The sequence below is a fragment of the Bosea sp. BIWAKO-01 genome (assembly GCF_001748145.1).
Lineage (GTDB): Bacteria > Pseudomonadota > Alphaproteobacteria > Rhizobiales > Beijerinckiaceae > Allobosea.
In genome coordinates this window covers 3851738-3870619 of sequence record NZ_BCQA01000001.1, presented here as the reverse complement: position 1 = coordinate 3870619, position 18882 = coordinate 3851738, and the positions used below count along the sequence as shown (strand labels likewise).

Sequence of the window (18882 nt, the reverse complement as noted above, 5' to 3'; positions counted from 1 at the left end):
CTCAGAACGTGATCCCTGCGACCTGCAGAACCAGGCGGGCAAGCCGGTCGGCCGCATCGGGAATTCCCGCGCTCTTGGCGCTGTCGGCCATGGCAGTCAAGCGCGACGGGTCTGAGATCAGGGCCGAGAGCTCGCTCGCCAAGCGGCGCGGCGTGAATTCAGGCTGCAGGATGCGGATGGTGCCGCCCGCCCGCTCGAGCACCGCGGCATTGGCGGCCTGGTCCTGATCGAGCGAGCCTGGCAGGGGCACCAGCAGCGACGGCCGCCCGATCACGGTGAGCTCGGCGACGGTCGAGGCGCCCGCCCGGCCGATCACGAGATGCGCCGCACCCATGCGCGTCGGCAGGTCCTTGAAGAAGGGCGCGATCTCGGCCGCGACCCCGAGTTCGGAATAGATCCGCCTGACGCGCTCGCCATCCTCCGCGCGGGCCTGCTGCACGATGTGGAGACGCCCTCGTTCCGCGGGCGTCAGCAGTTGAATCGCCGGCGGCACGATATCGGCCATGATCCGGGCGCCCTGGCTGCCCCCGAAAACGAGCAGCCGCAACGGCCCTGTCGACGGATCGGCATAGGGAGAGACGGCGGCAATGACCGCGGGGCGAACGGGATTGCCGACCTGCCTGCATTTTGCGGCGCGAGCGGCATCGAGACCACCGACCTCGGCAAAGCCCGTCGCAATGATGTCGACCCGACCGGACAGGAAGCGATTGGCGCGGCCGATGACGGCGTTCTGCTCATGCACCATCGTTTTCACGCCGGCGAAGGAGGCGGCGAGCACCGGCGGAACGGTCGGATAACCGCCGAAGCCGACAACGACCGCAGGCTGCAATGTCTTGATGACGCGACGTGCGACAAGGACGCCCTTCATCAGCTCGAGCGCCGCGCCCGCCATCTTGAGCGGCGAGCGACCGGACGGCGTCGCCGCCGGGACCGGGTGAACGGACTCGGCCGGGAAGCCACCCGCATATTCGACCGCGCGCGCGTCGGTGACGAGCGCGACACGCACGTCATGGCGGTGCAGCGCGTGGCTCAACGCCTCGGCGGGAAAGAGGTGGCCGCCGGTGCCACCTGCGGCGAGAACAACGAGCGGACGCTGTGTCATATCCGTCAACGCCCGAATTCACCAAAGCCCTCGGCGCGCGGGCGTTTGCGGGTCAGGGCCAGCAGGAAGCCTGTACCCAGCGCCAGCGAGAGCAGCGAGGAGCCACCATAGGAAATGAACGGCAAGGTCATGCCCTTGGCCGGCATCATGTGCAGGTTGACCATCATGTTGATCGCAGCCTGGATGCCGAACAGCAGCGCCAGCCCCGTCACCGCGAGACGGATGAAGGGATCCTCTGCCTTCTGGGCCACGAAGAGTGCGCGCAGCACGATCAGGGCGAACAGCGCCACCAGCAGGATACAGACGACGATGCCGAACTCCTCCGCTGTGACGGCGAAGATGAAATCGGTATGGGCGTCGGGCAGGATACGCTTCACGGTGCCCTCGCCCGGCCCTTTCCCAAGCCAGCCGCCCTGAGCAAAGCTCTCGAGCGCAGTATCGACCTGGAAGGTGTCGCCCGAGCCCTTGTCCATGAAGCGCTCGATGCGGGCGCGCACATGTGGAACGAGCTGATAGGCGATGAGCAGGCCGAACATGCCGGCGCCGCCGAGCCCCGCCACCCAGAACCAGTGCAGGCCGGCAACGAAGAACAACCCGCCCCAGACGAGGCTGACCAGCACCGTCTGGCCGAAATCCGGCTGCAGGACGAGAGGCGTGATCGTCAGCGGCAACAGCGCGAACGCCATCAGCGTACCCGGCAGGTCCGGCCGGCGCATGCCCTCCGAGAAAGCCCAGGCAGCAAGCACGACGAATGCGGGTTTCAGGAATTCAGACGGCTGGACGGAGCCGAGCGGGCCGAGCGTCAGCCAGCGACGCGCGCCCTTCACCTCGACGCCGAAATACAGCGTCGCCACCACCATCGCGAGCGCGACCACATAGATCAGCAGCGCCGAGCGCCGGACCTGTCGGGGCGTCAGGAACGAAGCCGCAAGGAAGATGGCAAAGGCGGCCAGCAGGTAGAACACCTGCCGGTTGACGAAGTGGAAGGTCGAAAGGCCGAGCCGCTCGGCCACCGGCGGTCCGCCCGCCATCAGCAGCACGACACCGGAGACCATCAGCGTCACCAGGGTCGACAGGATGATGCGGTCGATCGACCACCACCAGCGCCCGCTGAGACTGGGTTCCGCGCGTGAGACCATGCTCTGGCTCCATCAACCAGACGGGCGAAATTCAGCCGCCCGTTTCAGCGAATCACATTGGCAACGATTGGTTAACCGATTGATTCCGACTTGATGTGAACGCCCGTTTTCAACCTGCCTTGAAGCCAGGCAGTGCCTTCACGAGTGCGCGGAACGCATCGCCCCGCACCTCGAAATTCGGGTACTGATCGTAGGAAGCGCAGGCCGGCGAGAGCAGAACGGCAATCTCGGCCTCCCCCGGATGCGCCGCCGCGTCACTGGCGGCCGCGGCGACCGCAGCATCGAGCGTGCCGCTGCGGAGATAATCCACTCGACCATCGTCATCGAAGGTCGCGGCGAAGGCATCCGTTGCCGCGCCGATCAGATAGGCCCTAGCGATGTTCGGGAAGTAGCGCCTCAGGCTCTCGATACCGCCCTCCTTGGCCTTGCCGCCAAGGATCCAGAAGATGTCGCGAAACGAGGTCAGCGCCTTCTCGGTGGAATCCGCATTGGTCGCCTTGGAATCGTTGATGAAGACGACGCGACCGACACGGCCGATCTCCTCCATGCGGTGTGCGAGCCCGGGATAGGACTTGAAGCCGGCAGCGACCTCCTCGGCGGAGAGGCCGATCGCCGCGCAGGCGGCAAAGGCAGCCGCCGCGTTCTGCGCATTGTGCGAGCCACGCAACGAGCCGATGCCGGCGAGATTGGCGACAACGCGCGGCTTGCCGTCGCGGACCTCGACGATGCGGGTGTCGAGCTTGCCGGCATTGGCCGTGACGCCGGCGAAGACCCCCTCGTCAAGCGGCTGCTCTCCACTGATCTTCACCAGCGGGCGCCCGGAAGCGGCGCGCCGGCGCGCCATCTGCTTGGAGGCCTCGTCGTCGACGCCAACGATGGCAATATCGGCAGCTTCGACCATGCGTTCCTTGATCGCGGCGTAGGCCTCCAGCGTGCCATGCCGGTCGAGATGGTCCGGCGTCAGGTTCATCTGGATTCCGACGCTTGGCGCCAGCGACGGGGTCAGGTCGATCTGGAAGGTCGAGCACTCGATGACATGGACACGCCCCGCGGCCGGCGGCTCGAGGGCGAGAACCGCAGTGCCGATATTGCCGCCCATCTGCACGTCCCGGCCGGCCTGGTGCAGCACATGGCTGATCAGTGCGGTCGTGGTCGACTTGCCGTTGGTGCCGGTGATGCAGATCACGGGCGCATCGGGAGCGATCGTCGCCCGCTCGCGGAAGAAGAGTTCGATATCGCCGATGATCTCGACGCCAGCGCCTTGCGCCTTTCCGACCGTCCAATGCGGCTGCGGATGGGTGAGAGGCACGCCCGGCGAGAGGATGAAGCTCTCGAAATCCGCCCAGTCGGCGGTTGCGAGATCGACGATGCCGATGCCCTCGCCCGCCGCTTTGTCACGGCTTTCGGTCTTGTCGTCCCAGGCCGCGACCTCGGCACCGCCCGCGATCAAGGCGCGCGCCGTCGCCAGCCCCGAGCCACCAAGGCCGAACAACGCGACCTTGCGGCCAGCAAATACTGTCACCGGCGTCATGATCAGCGGAGCTTCAGCGTAGCGAGGCCGACCAGAGCCAGCACGACGGAAATGATCCAGAAACGGATCACGACCTGCGGCTCGGTCCAGCCGAGTTTCTCGAAATGGTGATGGATCGGCGCCATCAGGAAGACCCGCTTACCCGTGCGCTTGAAGACGAAGACCTGGATGATGACCGAGAGCGCCTCGACCACGAAGAGGCCGCCGACGATCGCCAGCACGATCTCGTGCTTGGTCGCAACCGCGATCACGCCAAGCAGGCCACCGAGGCCGAGCGAGCCGGTATCACCCATGAAGATCTGGGCCGGCGGCGCGTTGAACCAGAGGAAACCCAAGCCGGCGCCGATCACGGCGCCGCAGATCACGGCAAGTTCGCCGGCGCCCGGCACATGGTGAATCTGCAGGTAATTGGCGAAGATCGCGTTGCCGGCGAGATAGGAGATGAAGCCGAACGTCGCCGCTGCGATCATCACCGGCACGATCGCGAGCCCGTCGAGGCCGTCGGTGAGATTCACCGCATTGCCGGCTCCGACCACGACGAAGGCGGTCACGAAGGGGAAGAGCAGGCCGAGCGGAATGACCAGTTCCTTCAGGAACGGCATCGCAAAGCCGGACGAAATCGCCGGCGGACCGAGCCGCATGATGAAGTAGCAGGCGATGAGTGCGATCACGACCTCGATCGAGAGCCGCGCCTTGCCGGAAAAGCCCTTATGCGACTGCTTCGTGACCTTGAGATAGTCGTCATAGAAGCCGATGGCGCCATAGGCGGCGGTCACGGCAAGCACGATCCAGACATAGGAGTTGCGCAGATTGCCCCAGAGCAGGACCGCGGCGAACAGTCCCGAGAGGATCATCAGGCCGCCCATGGTCGGCGTGCCGCGCTTGGCAAGATGCGTCTCCGGACCGTCGGTCCGGATCGGCTGGCCCTTGCCCTGCTTGATCCGCAACCAGGAAATCGCAGCAGGCCCGAAGAAGAAGACGAAAAGCAGCGCCGTCGCGGTGGCGCCACCGGCGCGGAACGTGATGTATCGGAACACGTTCAGAATCGGGAAGGCGCCGGCGAAATCGGCAAGCCAGACGAGCATCGGCTATGTTCCTCTTGTCTCAGTCGTCGGCAGGCACGGCAGGGAACCGGGCGGCAATGGCCTTGACGACCAAGCCCATCTTGGAACCGAGCGACCCCTTGACGGTGACGACGTCGCCGGCCCGGATCGCGTCCAGGACAAGCGGCGCAAGCTCGCTCGACTGCGCCGCATAAGCACCGCGCATGCCCGATGGCAAGATGTCGTAAAGTCCGCGCATCAGCGGCCCACAGGCAAAAACCCGGTCGATCGCATTTCCGGTGATGGGGTCCGCAAGCCCCGCGTGCAACTCCGGAGCGCTCGGGCCGAGTTCCCGCATGTCGCCCAGGACCGCGACGCGGCGGCCTCGTCCCGACACCGGAATGCGCCCCAGGTTCTCGATTGCGGCCCGGACCGAGGCCGGGTTGCCGTTATAGCTCTCGTCGATCAGCGTGAACGGGCCCGATGGCGTGCTCAGCATCTGGCGAGCGCCACGACCGGCAGGCGGCGTAAGGTCGCCGAGTGCGAGGACCGCCAGTGCCAGATCAGCGCCGACAGCCTCGACCGCAGCGAGAACCGCGAGCGAATTCAGCACGATATGCTTGCCGGGGCTGCCGAGCCGGTAGGTCACAGGCTTGCCGAGCACCACCGCATCCACCGTCGAGACATCCGGCTTGAGCGAGCAGGATAGGAGCCTGACATCGGCATCGGCACTCTCGCCGAAGCTGATGATCCGCCCGGCGGGGCTCTCCTCGGCCAGGCGCCTCAACAGCGCGGCCTGAGCGATGTCCGCATTGACGATGGCGGTGCCGCCCGGCTTCAGCCCTGTGAAGATCGCAGCCTTCTCCTCCGCAATCCCCTCGACCGACTCGAAGGCGGCGAGATGGACGGGCTGGACCGTCGTGACGATCGCGACGTCCGGCGAAACCATCCTGGCGAGTGGCAGGATCTCGCCCGGATTGCTCATGCCGATCTCATAGACGCCATAGCGCACCGAAGCCGGCGTGCGGGTCAGCGTCAGCGGCACACCCCAGTGATTGTTGTAGGAGGCGACCGGAGCATGGGTCTCGCCCTGACGGGACAGGACAAGTCTCAATGCCTCCTTGGTGCCGGTCTTGCCGACCGAGCCGGTCACCGCGATGACCGCGGCCGTGAGCTCGGCCCGGCGAGCCATGCCGGCCAGTTCCATCGCGTGCAGCACATCGGAGACAACGGCGTAGGGCCCTGCCCCGGTAAAGCTCGCGTCATGGGCTTCATCGATGACGGCAAGCGCCGCCCCCTTTGCCAGGGCGGCCCCGACGAACTCATGTCCGTCGCGTTCCCCGCCCTTGATCGCGAAGAAGACGTCGCCGGCCTGCAGCGTCCGGGTATCGATCGAAGCGCCGGTCACAGCGGCCGGCATCTCGCCGCGCAGCCTGGCTCCCATGGCGCCGATCAGGCGCTCTCCCGACCACAAAGGCATGCCGCTCATGCTTCGATCTCCGCGATGGCCGTCCGCACCACGTCGTGATCGGAGAAAGGCAGGGTCCGATCGCCTATGATCTGGCCGGTTTCATGGCCTTTTCCCGCCACCACGAGGAGATCCCCGGGAGCGATCAGGCCGACGGCGGTACGAATGGCCTCGGCCCTGTCGCCGATCTCGCGCAGCCCCGGAGCAGCCGCGAGGATCTCGGCGCGGATAGCAGCGGGGCTCTCGCTGCGTGGGTTGTCGTCGGTGACGATCGCGATATCGGATCCCTCGGCCGCGATGCGGCCCATGATCGGACGCTTGCCGCGATCACGATCGCCGCCGCAGCCGAAGACGCAGATCAGCCGGCCCGGTGCATAGGGCCGCAAGGTCGCGAGCACCGCCGCCAGCGCATCCGGCTTATGGGCATAATCGACGACGACGAGACCGCCATTGATCTCGCCGACGCGCTCGAGCCGTCCGGCCACGCCATGCAGCCCAGCGATCGCCTGGAGCGAAGCGTCTTCGTCTTCGCCGGTTGCGATGGCCAGGCCCGCGGCGACCAGCGCATTGCCCGCCATGAAGTCGCCGACCAGGGGCAGCACGACCTCGAGCTCCCGCTGCTTGACCCGAATCCTGAGCCGTTGCGAAAACCCTTCGCGCGCTGCGCCGAGCAGGGTCAGTGATTCACCCGCCTTGCCGATGCCGATTATCGGATGCCCCTTGGCGAGCGCAGCCTGGGCTGCCTCGTCGGCGTAAGGCTCGTCGCGATTGATCACGACCGGCGCTCCGTCGGGCAGAAGCTCCCAGAGCCTGAGCTTGGCTGCGAGGTAGTCCGCCAGGCTCGGATGATAATCGAGATGGTCATGCCCGAGATTGAGGAAGGCGCCAGCCTTCAATCTCACTCCGTCCAGGCGGCGCTGGTCGAGACCATGGGACGACGCTTCCATCGCGAGATGGCTGATGCCCTCCCCGACGAGCTTGTCCAGCGAGGCATGCAGCGAAATCGGGTCCGGCGTGGTGAGTGAGCCGTAATCAGCGCCGCGCGAGGTCACGACGCCGATCGTGCCGAGGCTGGCTGCCTCACGACCCAAGGTCGAGAAGATCTGTCGGGTGAAGTCGGCAACCGAGGATTTGCCGCTGGTCCCGGTCACGGCCACGATCGTACCGGGCTGGCGCGGATGCACCCGTGCAGCCGCCAGCGCCAGAGCCCGACGCGGGTCGTCGACACGCGCGAAGGCCACCGACGGGTCGAGCTCTGCGGGACGCGCATGATCCGTGACGATGGCGGCAGCACCGCGCGCAACGGCATCTGCAATGAAGCGCGCGCCGTCTGTCCTGGCGCCGGCATAGGCGACGAAGACGTCCTCCGGCTTAACCTTGCGGCTGTCCATCGCGACCCCGCCGACACGGCGGGACGCATCGTCGGCGAATGCCCCGGGGAAGAGTTCACCGAGACTGAATTCGCTGCTGCCCATGATCTCGCCTGTCAGTTTCGTTGCTTCAGCGCGTTCCCCAGGCGCCGAGCTTCGCCATCAGCGGGAACGGGGCGACCGGCGGTTCGAAACGCGGCGGCAAGCCGAGGATCGGCGCGGCGCGTTCGATGACCTTGCCGGTCGTGATACCGGCATTCCAGGCGGCGGTCGAATAGCCCCCGCTCTCGGCATAGCCCTTGGGCTCGTCATAGATCGAGAGGAAGAGATAGCGCGGCTTGTCTGCCGGCACGATCGCCATGAAGGTGGTGAAGTTGCGGTTCTTGGCGTAGCGCCCACCGATGACTTTTTCGGCCGTTCCCGTCTTGCCGCCGACGAAATAGCCCGGGACGTCCGCCTTGCGGGCCGAGCCACGCTCGCCATTGATGCGCATGATGTAGCGCATCGCCTCCGAGGTTTCCGGCTTGATAACGCGAACCCCGAGGCGCTTGGCGTCCTCCTCCGAGCGCTTGATGAACGTCGGAACGATCAGGTTGCCGCCATTGACCAGCGCCCCGACAGCAGCCAGGGCCTGGATCGGCGCAACCGCGAGGCCGTGACCGAAGGCGATGGTCGCGGTGTTAAGCTCGCCCCAGCGCGGCGGGATGAGCGGCTCGGCGCTCTCCGGCAATTCGGTCCGCATGCGATCGAGCTGGGCCATCTTGCGCAGGAAGGCCTTGTGGCCCTCCACACCGACGGACAGCGCCATCTTGACCGAGCCCATGTTCGACGAATGCACGAACACCTCCGGCACGGTCAGTGTCCGGCCCGTGCCATGGTACTCGCGAATGACATGGCGGCCGAAGCGCATCATGCCGCCTGCAGTCGAATAAGTGGAGTTGATGTTGGCCTTGCCGGAGTCCAGCGCCATCGCGACCGTCAGCGCCTTGAAGGTCGAGCCCATCTCGTAGACGCCGACATTGATCCGGTTGATACGGTCCTTCTCCTGCGCATCGACCGGGTTGCTCGGGTCATAGTCGGGCAGCGACACCGAGGCGATCATCTCGCCTGTCGTCACATCCATGATCGCACCGGCCGCCGCAATGGCCCGGTACTTCTCCATCCCCTTGACCAGCTCGTCGCGCAGCAGGTGCTGCACGCGCAGGTCGATCGACAGGGCCACGGGCTTGAGATCCGACGCCTGGGTTGCGAGACCGGCACCGTTCAGATCCTGCAGCCCCTGCGAGTCGATATATTTCTCCATCCCCGCAATGCCGACATTGTCGACATTGGCAAAGCCGAGCACATGCGCCGCCGCCGGCCCATTCGGGTAGACGCGCTTGTTCTCGGGCACGAAGCCGACGCCGGGAATGCCGAGGCGATGAACCTCGGCCTGCTGGCGCGGCGTGATCTCGCGCTTGACCCAGATGAAACCGCGCTTGGTGCCGAGCCGGTCGCGCAGATCCTTTGCATCGAGATCAGGCAGGACGGCGGTCAGCAGCTCGGTTGCCTCGTCCTTGTCGAGGATCTTGCGCGGCTCGGCGAAAACGGAGACCGTCCTGATGTCAGTCGCGAGAACGGTTCCGTTGCGGTCGACGATATCGGGCCGTGCGGCCGAGATCGCATTGGAGGTCGCGCGGCGCAGACCGACCTGCTCGTTCGGCAAGGTGGCGAGCATCACCAGACGGCCGGTAATGGCCAGGAACAGGGCCGAGAAACCCAGGATCACGAGACCGACGCGCGGCTGGCTCTTCTCGCCGCTCATCCGGAAGACATCGCGCAGGAAGTGCAGCCGCCCGCGCGGCACCGGCTGCCCTTCCTCGATATCGTCCGGACGCTGGTGGTCGGTCGCAGAGAGCTTCGGCTCGGTCATGGACGGGCTCCCGGCGTGGTGACGCCACTCGTCTTGCGATCCTTCGGCGTTTCGGTCGGCAGACCGAGGCCGAGATCCTCAAGCTTGCGGCCGATGGAATCCACCTTCGGACCGCGGTTCGGGATATCCGCGGCGCGCACGACCTGCGTCACCGAGAATGGCTGGAGGTCGAGATGGCGCTCGCTCAGTGTCTGCAACCGATCGGGCCGGTTCAGGAATTGCCATTCGGCCTTGAGCACGGCGATCGCATCGCGCTCGCGCTGCGCCTTGGCCTTGAGCTTTTGCAACTGCTCGGATTCGAGCGTCGTCTCGTATTTGATCGTGTAGGCATAGAGCGCCGAGGAGACCAGAGCGCAGATCGCAACCACATGCAGGAGCTTGATCATCCCTAGGATCTCCGGCGAGGCTGCGGTGACGGCACGCCTGCAAGCGCAGTGAGCTCGGGTTCCGGCGCGCGAGCCGGAGCGGCGGTGCGCTGCGCTGCACGCAACTTGGCGGAACGAGCCCGCGGGTTGCTCCGCATCTCCTCCTCGGAAGGCGCAACCGCTCCCCTGGTCACCAGCGAGAAGGTTGCCACAGGCGCTGTCGTGGCCGGCGCATGGCGCGACGCCGCCGGTGCGCGCCCGGAGCGGGTCGCCAGGAACTGCTTGACGATGCGGTCCTCGAGCGAATGAAAGGTCACGACGGCCAGGCGTCCGCCCTCGCCCAGCGCCTCTTCGGCGGCGTGCAGGGCCCGCACCAATTCTCCGAGCTCGTCATTGACCGCGATGCGCAAGGCCTGAAATACGCGTGTCGCCGGATGCGCACCGCCGGGCTCGGCCCAGACTATGCTGGCCACGAGCTCGGCCAGTTGCTTCGTCGTCGTCAGCGGCGCCTTGCGCCGAGCCTCGACGATCGCGCGTGCGACGCCTCGCGAACGACGCTCCTCGCCGTAATGATAGAAAATATTGGCGAGCAGTCCCTCCTCCGCCTCATTGACGAGGTCGGCGGCGCTCTGCCCATCCCGGCCCATGCGCATGTCGAGCGGGCCATCGAAGCGAAAGGAGAAACCGCGCTCCGCCTCGTCGATCTGCATCGAGGAAACGCCGATATCGAGCACGACACCGTCCAGCGGGATCATCTTGAACAGCCGCGCTTCCTTGGCGAGATCTCCAAAGCAGGCCTGCGACAAGGTCAGCCGCCCGTTCGCTTCGGCAACCAGCCCTGCCCCACCGGTGATTGCCGTCGGGTCGCGGTCAAGCGCGAGCAGGGTCACATTCGGCTCTCGCGCCAACAACTCGCGAGAATAACCGCCGGCCCCGAAGGTGCCGTCGAGATAGCGTCCGCCCGGCCTGATCGCGAGCGCGTCGAGGGCTTCCGCCATGAGGACCGGAACATGTCGCGTCGACCCGCCAGCGGCCCCGTGATCCCGGCTGCCGTGCCCCCTCATGCCCCTGTCGCTCCCGGTGTCATCGTCATGTGCGAACCCAGGGTGCGCTTGACGTCGCGCAAGCGGCTGCGCGCCGCCTCCAGATGCGCCTGGAAGCGAGCCGGCTCCCAGAGCTGAAACTTGTGGCCGTGGCCCACGAAGGTCACCGCATCGGCGATGCCGGCATGCGCCCTCAGGGTCTCGCTGAGCATGATACGCCCTTCCGGATCGACCTTCAGCACCTCCGAGGTGCCGTTCAGCGCTGTCGAGAGAGATTCCCACTCGTCCGAGAAGGGGGAAAAGCGGGAGAGAATGTCGTCGATCGTCGCTCGCAGCGCGTGTCCGCCGGCATCGAGCGCTTCCAGATCGAGCGAGGGATGGACGTAGAGCCCTTCGTAGCCGTCCTTTGCCAGGACGGCGCGAAAGCTCGCAGGGATCGAAACGCGCCCCTTGGCATCCAGCCGATTGGTGAAATTCGAGACGAAGCGGTCCGTCAATGCCGCCTCCCGGCTCGCTCCCCACCGGCGCGTAGCAGCGCCTCGGCGGCGGGTTCGAGGCCTCCCATCGAAGCAGGCACAGCAGGATCGAGACGCAAGATCCGCGCGGCACACGGACCTTGTTCTGCGTTCTGCCTGCCGGCTTCGACGGGATGATTTGGGATAGCATGGGCATATATGGGCGTCAATGGAATCGCGTTCGCCGACGCAGTGACGCCGGCCCTGGTTCGCATCACAGCCTGTTAAGGTTAAGCATCCGTAAGCGCGGGCGTTTTCTCGGAAATCCGGCACGCACAAGCGCCCGCCTGCGGCATCTCGACCGGGCGATCTCGATGAAAAAATGTCGGACGGCTTTACGCGGGTCCGCCAGCAGCCTTGAGCAGCGCCTGGCGCAGCGCGTGCAGGTCTTCGGTCAGCGCAGCGCCCCTCTCCGCCGCCCCCCCGATCGCGCAGGCCATCCTTTCAGGCACGAGACGAGCCTTCTCGCTGAGCGCCCGGCCTGCTTCGGTCAGGTTCAGCCGGACCTGCCGCTCATCCGCACGGCCGCGCTCGCGGCGGACCAGACCAGCAGCCTCCAGTCGCTTGAGCAGCGGCGTCAGCGTGCCGGAATCGAGCATCAATCGCTCCCCGATCTCCTTCACCGTCACGCCGTCATGATCCCATAGGACAAGCATGACGAGATATTGCGGGTAGGTCAGACCGAGCTCTGCGAGCACCGCACGATAGAGGCGGGTGAAGGCATGCCCCGCGGAATAGATCGCGAAACAGAGCTGCTCCTCCGCCTTCGGAAGGGGCGTGGCCGGAACCTTCGGCGTCGTCATCTCTTCGTTTGGCATGGAGCAACGGGCCCTTCAAACTCCGGGCTTCGCCCGATCACCGATCCGTGATGCACTTATCATCTTGTTGACAATTAAATTGTGCACAATCTAAATCAACACGCAAGTTCCCCGAAATCCCAAATTCCCCGAAGCCAAGGAGTTCGACCATGAAGATCCTCTACACTGCTCATGGCTCCGCCACCGGCGGACGCGAAGGCCAGGCCGCCACCGACACGGGCAACGTCAAGCTGGTGCTGAACACGCCGAAGGAACTGGGCGGCGGCGGCGGCGACGGCACCAATCCCGAGCAGCTCTTCTCGATGGGCTATTCCGCTTGCTTCCTCGGTGCGCTGAAGTTCGTCGCCGGCAAGGAGCAGGTAAGGATCCCACCGGAGGCGCGCGTCAGCGCCGATGTCGGCATCGGCCCGCGGGACGACGGCACCGGCTTCGGCATCGCCGTGAAACTGACCATCTCGGTCCCGGGCGTCGACAAGGCCGTGGTCGAGGACCTCGTCAAGAAGGCCCATATCGTCTGCCCGTATTCCCACGCGACACGCGGAAATATCGATGTCGATCTCCAGGTTGCGGCCTGAGGTCGCGCTGCCCATCTCAACTCTCGTGGTCGGGCACCACCCCGACCACGAGACGATCAAGCCCGGCGCAAGACAGGCGCAGGCATCGTTTCCGGAAGCCCTCGATCCCTCTCGCCTCTGGAACAGACCATGTTCAACCGCCGCAACTTCCTCGCCGGCGCGGCTGCAACCAGCATGCTGCCCGCACTCCCCGCTTTTGCCCGCGCCCCGCAAACGGCGGCGCAGGTTGCAGGCATCTATCGCCGCAAGATCGGCGATATCGAAGTCACTGCCATTCTCGACGGCTATATTCCGTTGAATGCCCAGGCCTTCCTTGGCGCGGATCCTACCCAGCTCAAACAGATCCTGGCCAATGCGGGCCTGGCCGAGAGCCTCCCGACCTCGGTCAACGCCTTTGTCGTCAACACCCGCGAGCGGACCTATCTTGTCGACACCGGTACGGGCTTCAACACGGCCTTCGGGCCGACGATGGGACGCGCCGAAAGCAATCTGCGCGCGGCGGGCATCGATCCGGCTCAGGTCGATGCGGTGATCCTGACCCATGCCCATCCGGATCATGCCGAGGGCCTGCTGACGGCAGAGAAGGCCGCACGCTTCCCCAATGCCGAAGTGATCATCAACGAGACCGAACATGCTTTCTGGCATGACGAGGGGGTGCTCGCCCAGGCGCCGGCCGAAGCCAGGCCCTTCTTCGCCTCGGCCCGCAATGCGCTCGCCCCCTATGCGAGCCGCACCCGCAAGGTGCAGCCCGGCGAGGTCGCGCCCGGCCTCAGCCTCGAGCTTGTGCCGGGCCATACGCCTGGTCACAGCCTGCTCCGGATCAGCTCAGGCCCCGAGCAGCTCATGCTTGTCGGCGATACCATCCACAATGCCGTGCTTCAGACGGCACGTCCCGACATTGCCTTCGTGTTCGATCTCGATGGCAAGCAGGCAGCGGCCTCGCGTAAACGCGTGCTCGACATGGTGGCGAGCGACAGCGTCCTGATCGCCGGCTCGCATATCGCCTTCCCCGGCTTCGGCAAGGTGCTGAAGGACGGCGCGGCCTTCAAGTTCGTGCCGGCCGAGTGGACCTACGCACTGTAGAGACGCAAAGAGCGGCTTAAGCCGCTCTTTGCCCCGCGGGGCTGAAGGTGCCAGCCGGCCTGTAAGCCGGGTTCTGGATGGCCGGCGCATTGCTGCACCGACGTGACGGCCATTCCTCTGGGACGCACATTACTGCGCGCCTCGAGCAACCAACCCGGACGACCAGGCCTGGAAACCGGCCCCCTCCCCCTTGCGGGAGAAGCATCGTCCCTATTCGGTTTTGCTCCCGGTGGGGCTTGCCATGCCGTCCCCGTTGCCGGGTCCGCGGTGCGCTCTTACCGCACCTTTTCACCCTTACCCCGCGCCGAGGCGCGAGGCGGTTCGATCTCTGTGGCGCTTTCCCTGGGGTCGCCCCCGCCGGACGTTATCCGGCACCGTATTTCCGTGGAGCCCGGACTTTCCTCCCCCGCGAACGGGAGCGGCCGTCCGGCCGACTGGCAGCGGCGCTAGTGCGCCCTCCCCCGGCCCGCGTCAAGCGAGGCGGGGGCCGTTGCCCGTCAATTCTGTGCGCTGATCGTGCGGACCTTGGCGCAATAGGTGCGGTTGGCCCCGCTCATGCGCTGGGCCATGTGCCCGCTCTGGTATTTCATCACCGTGCGGCAGGTATCGCCACCAGCCAGGCGGTAGGCTTCCGCCAGATATTTCACCGCGTAGCGGGCATTGGTCTCGGCATCGAGCAGACCGCTGGCGCTGCCGGTATAGCCCATGCCGCGCGCCGTCTGGTGGCGGATCTGCATCAGCCCCAGATTGCCCGCATTCGAGGCGCGGGGGTTGTAGCGACTCTCGATGCGCACGACCGCGTCGGCCAGCGCAAACGGAACACCATTGGCGGCAGCATGGCGCGCAACGATCGCCTTGAGCCCATCGGCTCCAGCCGGAGCAGCCAGTGCCGCTCGACGGTGGGTGCCCGCCTTGGCGCCGTTTCCACGTTCCGCCGGAGCGGAGGTCGCGGTCTTCGACGTCGCCGAACCGGCCTCCTGTGCAGACGCCTCACGCTTGATTTCCGCATCCCGGACGATGAACGCGAGAGCATCGCTCTCGCTATTCGTAGCAGCCTTGGCAGACTGCAAAGAGGCGAGGCAAATCACGAGCGCGGCAGCTGCACCGCTGGAGGTATATTTCATCTTTTGTGGACCCCATCCATCAGAAAGGCGTTTGATGGGGAGACCGAACTGATCGGAGAATGTGTTGATAATCTGACGTTAGGCAGTGCGAATCTAAGCTATACTCGCCTCCGATTTTTATTAATGCCTTTACTACGATAGAGGTATACTCCGTGTATTATCCGATGCCGCGAACACGCCACCAAAGCGTTCGCAACCGGGGCGAGCCGAATCAAACCATTGCCCCATTGCTGACGTATTCCGGGCCGGAAGCCGCATTTATCCTCATTTTCCACCACCCGGAGGATCGCGCGCGCCGGAAGAGCGCGCCCGAGCGGGTGCTGGCACACCCGTCTGCGCGACATCCGCCATGCCCTGGGTCGCTTCGTCTGGCGCATCCCGGTGGTTTTCGTCGGACTGGGCTTGGATGCCCCGGCTGGACGGGGCAAACTGCGCGTGAGGGCTGAATCGGGAGTTGCCTGAACGATGGTTTCGTCTTTTTGGGGCGCGCTCGGTGGCGGCGGTCTTGGACTGGCGCTGGGCGGCCCGCTCGGCGCGCTGGTTGGTGCGCTTGCCGGCCATGTCCTGGTCGATCGCGAGGGAGCGCCCTTCGGCCCCGCACCGCGGGAGTTGATTTTCACGACCGGACTGGTTGCCCTCTCCGCGAAGATGGCCCGCTCCGACGGCGTCGTCACCCGCGACGAGATCGCGGCATTCCGGCGTATCGTGATCGTGCCTCCTGAGCAGGAGGCACGGATCGAGAGCCTGTTCGATCTCGCCAAGCAGACAAGCGCCGGCTTCGAGGCCTACGCTACGCAGATTGCCGAGAGCTTCAAGGATGAGCCCGCGCTGCTGGAAGACGTGCTCGACGGGCTCTTTCTGATTGCGGCCGCCGATGGCGCGATCCACGAGGCCGAGCATGCCTATCTGCGCCATGTGGCCGAGATCTTCTCGATCAGCGCTGCCGGCTTTGCCCGCATCGAAGCGCGCCACATGCGTCGGCCCGACGATCCTTATCTCGTGCTCGGCGCCAGCCGGGAGATGAGCGATGCCCAGCTGAAACAGCATTACCGCCGCCTCGTCGCCGAAAACCACCCCGACCGCGAGATCGCACGCGGGCTGCCCGAGGAAGCGATCGCAATCGCCACGCGCCGCCTCGCTGCCATCAACGCCGCCTGGGATCTGATCGAAAGGGAGCGAGGCCTCGGCACCGCCAGACTTCCGGAGCCCGCATGAGCCTCGTCGTCACTCCTGACAGCCGCTTTGCCGCGAAGGTCTTTCCGTCGCCGAACCACGGCGAGCGCATGGACGCGCACGGTGCCGTCCGACGCCCCGACATGCTGATCCTGCACTATACCGGCATGAGCGACGCAGGCGCAGCGCTGCAATGGCTCTGCAACCCGGTTTCGCAGGTTTCCTCGCATTATTTTGTCTTCGAAAACGGCCATGTGCTGCAGCTCGTCCCCGAAGGCCGCCGTGCCTGGCATGCCGGCGCTTCGCATTGGGCCGGCGAGACCGATATCAATTCCTGTTCGATCGGCATCGAGATCGCCAATCCCGGCCATCCCGGCGGCCTGCCCGATTTCCCGTCGGAACAGGTGATCGCCACACTCAATCTGAGCCGCGACATCTGCAAGCGCTGGAGCATTCCACCCGAGCGAGTCCTTGCCCATTCCGATATCGCACCGGGCCGGAAGATCGACCCCGGTGAGAAATTCCCATGGCGGGAATTCTCGGAGGGCGGCGTCGGCATCTGGTCCGAGCCAGCCCCCATCCGTGGCGGTCGCTTCTTTGCCCGCGGCGAGAGCGGCCAACCGGTCGAGGCGCTGCAGGCGATGTTCGCCATGCTCGGCTATGGCGTCACGGTCGACGGCATCTACGACGAGAAATTCGAAGCCGTCGTCGCAGCCTTTCAACGCCATTGGCGGCCGGAAAAGGTCGACGGGGTCGCCGATGCCTCGACGATCACGACACTGCGCGACCTGGTGGCGATGACGCGGGGCGCGCGGATGGCGTAAGCCCGAGAGCTGGGCGCAGGCATACGCTAACATTGCAGTAAGTTAACTCGCCTGCCTGTTCGCTTTCTGGCATCGTCGCCCCTTGCGAAATGTGTCCGGCTGCGCCGGATGACGGGGACAACGCCTTGCGCAAACTGGTGATCGCTGCCGGCCTTGGTCTGACCGCCGCAGCAGCAGGCTATTGGGCAATCCACCCCACGGGGGGCGCGGCCAGTGACGTCGCCTATCGGACGGCGTCGGTTGATCGGGGCCAGATCACCGCAGCCGTTCGCGCCACCGGCACATTGACCCCGATGACCACCGTCCTGGTCGGCTCGATGCTGTCGGGCCAGATCGTCGAGATCCTTGCGGACTACAATTCGCAGGTGAAGGCCGGCCAGGTGGTCGCCCGGCTCAACAGCGACCAGATCCGGACGCGGCGCGATGCCGCCGCCGCCGATCTCGCCCAAGGCAAGGCCGACCTTATCGTCAAGCGCGCCCAGCTCGACCGCGCCAAGTCGAGCCGTCTCAAGGCCAATTCAACCGTCAAGGATCTTGAAGCACAGCGCGATCGCGTCGCCGCCCAATTGGCCGATGCAAAACGCACGTTCGACCGGCAGAACGAACTCTTCAACCGGAACACCGGCTCGCAGCAGAACCTGGACAGCGCCCGAACCCAGGTCGAGATCCAGACCGCCACGCTCGCCTCGACCGAGGCTCAGATCTCCTCGGCCAAGGCCGAACTCAACGGGCTCGACGCCGACATCCTGCTGGCGGAAGGGCAGCTTCAGTCCGGCGAGGCCCTGATCGCCAGTCGCGAAGCCAAGCTCAAGGACATCCTGATCGATCTCGAGCGAACCGATATCCGTTCGCCGGTCGACGGTGTCGTGGTGCAGCGCCAGGTCGATCTGGGCCAGACCGTCGCCGCCTCGCTCTCCGCACCCGTCCTGTTCCAGATCGCGCAGGACCTGCGCGAGATCGACATCTACGCCAATATCGACGAGGCCGATGTGGGCCGCCTCCAGCCTGGCCAGCCCGTCTCCTTCACGGTCAACGCCTATCCGAACCGCACCTTCGAAGGTCGCGTCAACATGGTGCGACTGGGTGCGCAGACCATCCAGAACGTCGTCACCTATACCGGGGTTGTGCGCGTCGAGAACCGCGACATGGCACTGCTACCCGGAATGACGGCCAATATTCAGGTGGTTACGGAAGACCGTAGTAACGCATTGCGCGTCCCCAACGCAGCCTTGCGCTTCCGCCCGCCCGGTCAGGCGGCGGGGCCTGCAGGAGCCGCAGTGTCCCCATCGGGAAGCCCGCAGGCCGGACGCGGTGGCACCCGCGCCGTCACCGCGCTGCGCGAGCGTCTCGAAACAGAGCTGCAGCCGACGGTCGAACAGAAGCAGGCGATTACCGCCATCCTCGAAGAGCGCCGCGGTCCCGGTCGTGCCGCGATGGCCGGCCTCTCCGAGGACGAGCGTCGCGCCGCCTTCCGCGCCGCTCGCAGCGAAATGCGTACGAAGATCGCGGCCGCCCTCGATCCGGAGCGCCGCGCCAAGTTCGAGGCCATGATGGAGGAAGGCCGCGCGTCCTCGCAAAGGGGAGTTCCCGGACGCGTCTATGTGCTCGATGGCGAGGGCCAGCCCAAAGTGATCCAGCTCATGCTCGGCCCGACCGACGGCGCCTATACCGAGATCGTCTCCAGCGACCTCAAGGAAGGCATGCAGGTCCTCGTCGGCGGCGGCCCGCGCAGCGCTGCTGCAGCTGAACCTGCCAGCCGCCCACCGGTACGCGGACCGCGTCTGTTCTGAAGGCAGC

The 18882-nt window shown here is 65.8% G+C and carries 17 protein-coding genes and 1 other RNA gene; 5 read left to right on the top strand and 13 right to left on the bottom strand.

Annotated elements, in window-relative coordinates:
* Position 1: 1 nt before the first annotated feature.
* From murG to BIWAKO_RS17955, 11 genes are all read right to left on the bottom strand, one after another.
* Positions 2 to 1102: an undecaprenyldiphospho-muramoylpentapeptide beta-N-acetylglucosaminyltransferase gene (murG, locus tag BIWAKO_RS18005; protein ID WP_069879819.1), complete on the bottom strand. Its 1101-nt coding sequence runs from the start codon at positions 1100 to 1102 to the stop codon at positions 2 to 4.
* A 5-nt stretch (positions 1103 to 1107) separates the two neighbouring features.
* Positions 1108 to 2241 carry an FtsW/RodA/SpoVE family cell cycle protein gene (locus BIWAKO_RS18000; RefSeq protein ID WP_069879818.1) on the bottom strand — a complete coding sequence of 378 codons (1134 nt, stop codon included), beginning with the start codon at positions 2239 to 2241 and terminating at the stop codon, positions 1108 to 1110.
* Positions 2242 to 2350: 109 nt separating this feature from the next.
* Positions 2351 to 3772 carry a UDP-N-acetylmuramoyl-L-alanine--D-glutamate ligase gene (murD, locus tag BIWAKO_RS17995; protein WP_069879817.1) on the bottom strand — a complete coding sequence of 474 codons (1422 nt, stop codon included), beginning with the start codon at positions 3770 to 3772 and terminating at the stop codon, positions 2351 to 2353.
* Positions 3773 to 3774: 2 nt separating this feature from the next.
* Positions 3775 to 4857 carry a phospho-N-acetylmuramoyl-pentapeptide-transferase gene (mraY, locus tag BIWAKO_RS17990; RefSeq protein WP_069879816.1) on the bottom strand — a complete coding sequence of 361 codons (1083 nt, stop codon included), beginning with the start codon at positions 4855 to 4857 and terminating at the stop codon, positions 3775 to 3777.
* A 19-nt stretch (positions 4858 to 4876) separates the two neighbouring features.
* Positions 4877 to 6304 carry a UDP-N-acetylmuramoylalanyl-D-glutamyl-2,6-diaminopimelate--D-alanyl-D-alanine ligase gene (locus BIWAKO_RS17985; protein WP_069879815.1) on the bottom strand — a complete coding sequence of 476 codons (1428 nt, stop codon included), beginning with the start codon at positions 6302 to 6304 and terminating at the stop codon, positions 4877 to 4879.
* Positions 6301 to 7758 carry a UDP-N-acetylmuramoyl-L-alanyl-D-glutamate--2,6-diaminopimelate ligase gene (locus tag BIWAKO_RS17980; protein WP_069879814.1) on the bottom strand — a complete coding sequence of 486 codons (1458 nt, stop codon included), beginning with the start codon at positions 7756 to 7758 and terminating at the stop codon, positions 6301 to 6303. Before BIWAKO_RS17980 ends, BIWAKO_RS17985 begins: the two co-directional genes overlap by 4 nt.
* A gap of 25 nt (positions 7759 to 7783) precedes the next feature.
* On the bottom strand, positions 7784 to 9565 hold the full coding sequence (locus tag BIWAKO_RS17975; protein ID WP_084651532.1) for a peptidoglycan D,D-transpeptidase FtsI family protein: 1782 nt from the start codon (positions 9563 to 9565) through the stop codon (positions 7784 to 7786).
* Complete coding sequence (gene ftsL, locus BIWAKO_RS17970; RefSeq protein ID WP_069879813.1) at positions 9562 to 9951, bottom strand: cell division protein FtsL; 390 nt, start codon at positions 9949 to 9951, stop codon at positions 9562 to 9564. Before ftsL ends, BIWAKO_RS17975 begins: the two co-directional genes overlap by 4 nt.
* Before the next feature lie 2 nt (positions 9952 to 9953).
* On the bottom strand, positions 9954 to 10994 hold the full coding sequence (gene rsmH, locus BIWAKO_RS17965; RefSeq protein ID WP_069879812.1) for a 16S rRNA (cytosine(1402)-N(4))-methyltransferase RsmH: 1041 nt from the start codon (positions 10992 to 10994) through the stop codon (positions 9954 to 9956).
* Complete coding sequence (locus BIWAKO_RS17960; protein WP_069879811.1) at positions 10991 to 11470, bottom strand: division/cell wall cluster transcriptional repressor MraZ; 480 nt, start codon at positions 11468 to 11470, stop codon at positions 10991 to 10993. The genes rsmH and BIWAKO_RS17960 overlap by 4 nt, the downstream gene beginning before the upstream one ends.
* Before the next feature lie 353 nt (positions 11471 to 11823).
* Entirely contained in the window at positions 11824 to 12306 is a 483-nt protein-coding gene (locus tag BIWAKO_RS17955; protein WP_371331994.1) for a MarR family winged helix-turn-helix transcriptional regulator, read from the bottom strand.
* Between the two features lie 149 nt (positions 12307 to 12455).
* Here BIWAKO_RS17955 and BIWAKO_RS17950 point away from each other — a divergent pair, with 149 nt between their 5' ends.
* Together BIWAKO_RS17950 and BIWAKO_RS17945 are read left to right on the top strand one after the other, a co-directional pair.
* Positions 12456 to 12881 carry an organic hydroperoxide resistance protein gene (locus BIWAKO_RS17950; protein WP_069879810.1) on the top strand — a complete coding sequence of 142 codons (426 nt, stop codon included), beginning with the start codon at positions 12456 to 12458 and terminating at the stop codon, positions 12879 to 12881.
* Positions 12882 to 13010: 129 nt separating this feature from the next.
* Entirely contained in the window at positions 13011 to 13964 is a 954-nt protein-coding gene (locus BIWAKO_RS17945) for an MBL fold metallo-hydrolase (RefSeq protein WP_069879809.1), read from the top strand.
* Positions 13965 to 14010: 46 nt separating this feature from the next.
* Here the strand turns inward: BIWAKO_RS17945 and rnpB are convergent.
* Positions 14011 to 14402, bottom strand: an RNA gene (gene rnpB, locus BIWAKO_RS17940) — RNase P RNA component class A.
* Between the two features lie 59 nt (positions 14403 to 14461).
* A complete protein-coding gene (locus BIWAKO_RS17935; RefSeq protein ID WP_069879808.1) occupies positions 14462 to 15088 on the bottom strand; it encodes a lytic transglycosylase domain-containing protein in 627 nt (208 codons plus the stop codon).
* A gap of 465 nt (positions 15089 to 15553) precedes the next feature.
* Between BIWAKO_RS17935 and BIWAKO_RS17930 the strand changes: the two genes are divergently transcribed.
* From BIWAKO_RS17930 to BIWAKO_RS17920, 3 genes are all read left to right on the top strand, one after another.
* A complete protein-coding gene (locus BIWAKO_RS17930) occupies positions 15554 to 16303 on the top strand; it encodes a J domain-containing protein (RefSeq protein ID WP_069879807.1) in 750 nt (249 codons plus the stop codon).
* Positions 16300 to 17085 carry an N-acetylmuramoyl-L-alanine amidase gene (locus BIWAKO_RS17925; protein WP_069879806.1) on the top strand — a complete coding sequence of 262 codons (786 nt, stop codon included), beginning with the start codon at positions 16300 to 16302 and terminating at the stop codon, positions 17083 to 17085. The genes BIWAKO_RS17930 and BIWAKO_RS17925 overlap by 4 nt, the downstream gene beginning before the upstream one ends.
* A 125-nt stretch (positions 17086 to 17210) precedes the next feature.
* Positions 17211 to 18875 carry an efflux RND transporter periplasmic adaptor subunit gene (locus BIWAKO_RS17920; protein WP_176733348.1) on the top strand — a complete coding sequence of 555 codons (1665 nt, stop codon included), beginning with the start codon at positions 17211 to 17213 and terminating at the stop codon, positions 18873 to 18875.
* Positions 18876 to 18882 lie beyond the last annotated feature (7 nt).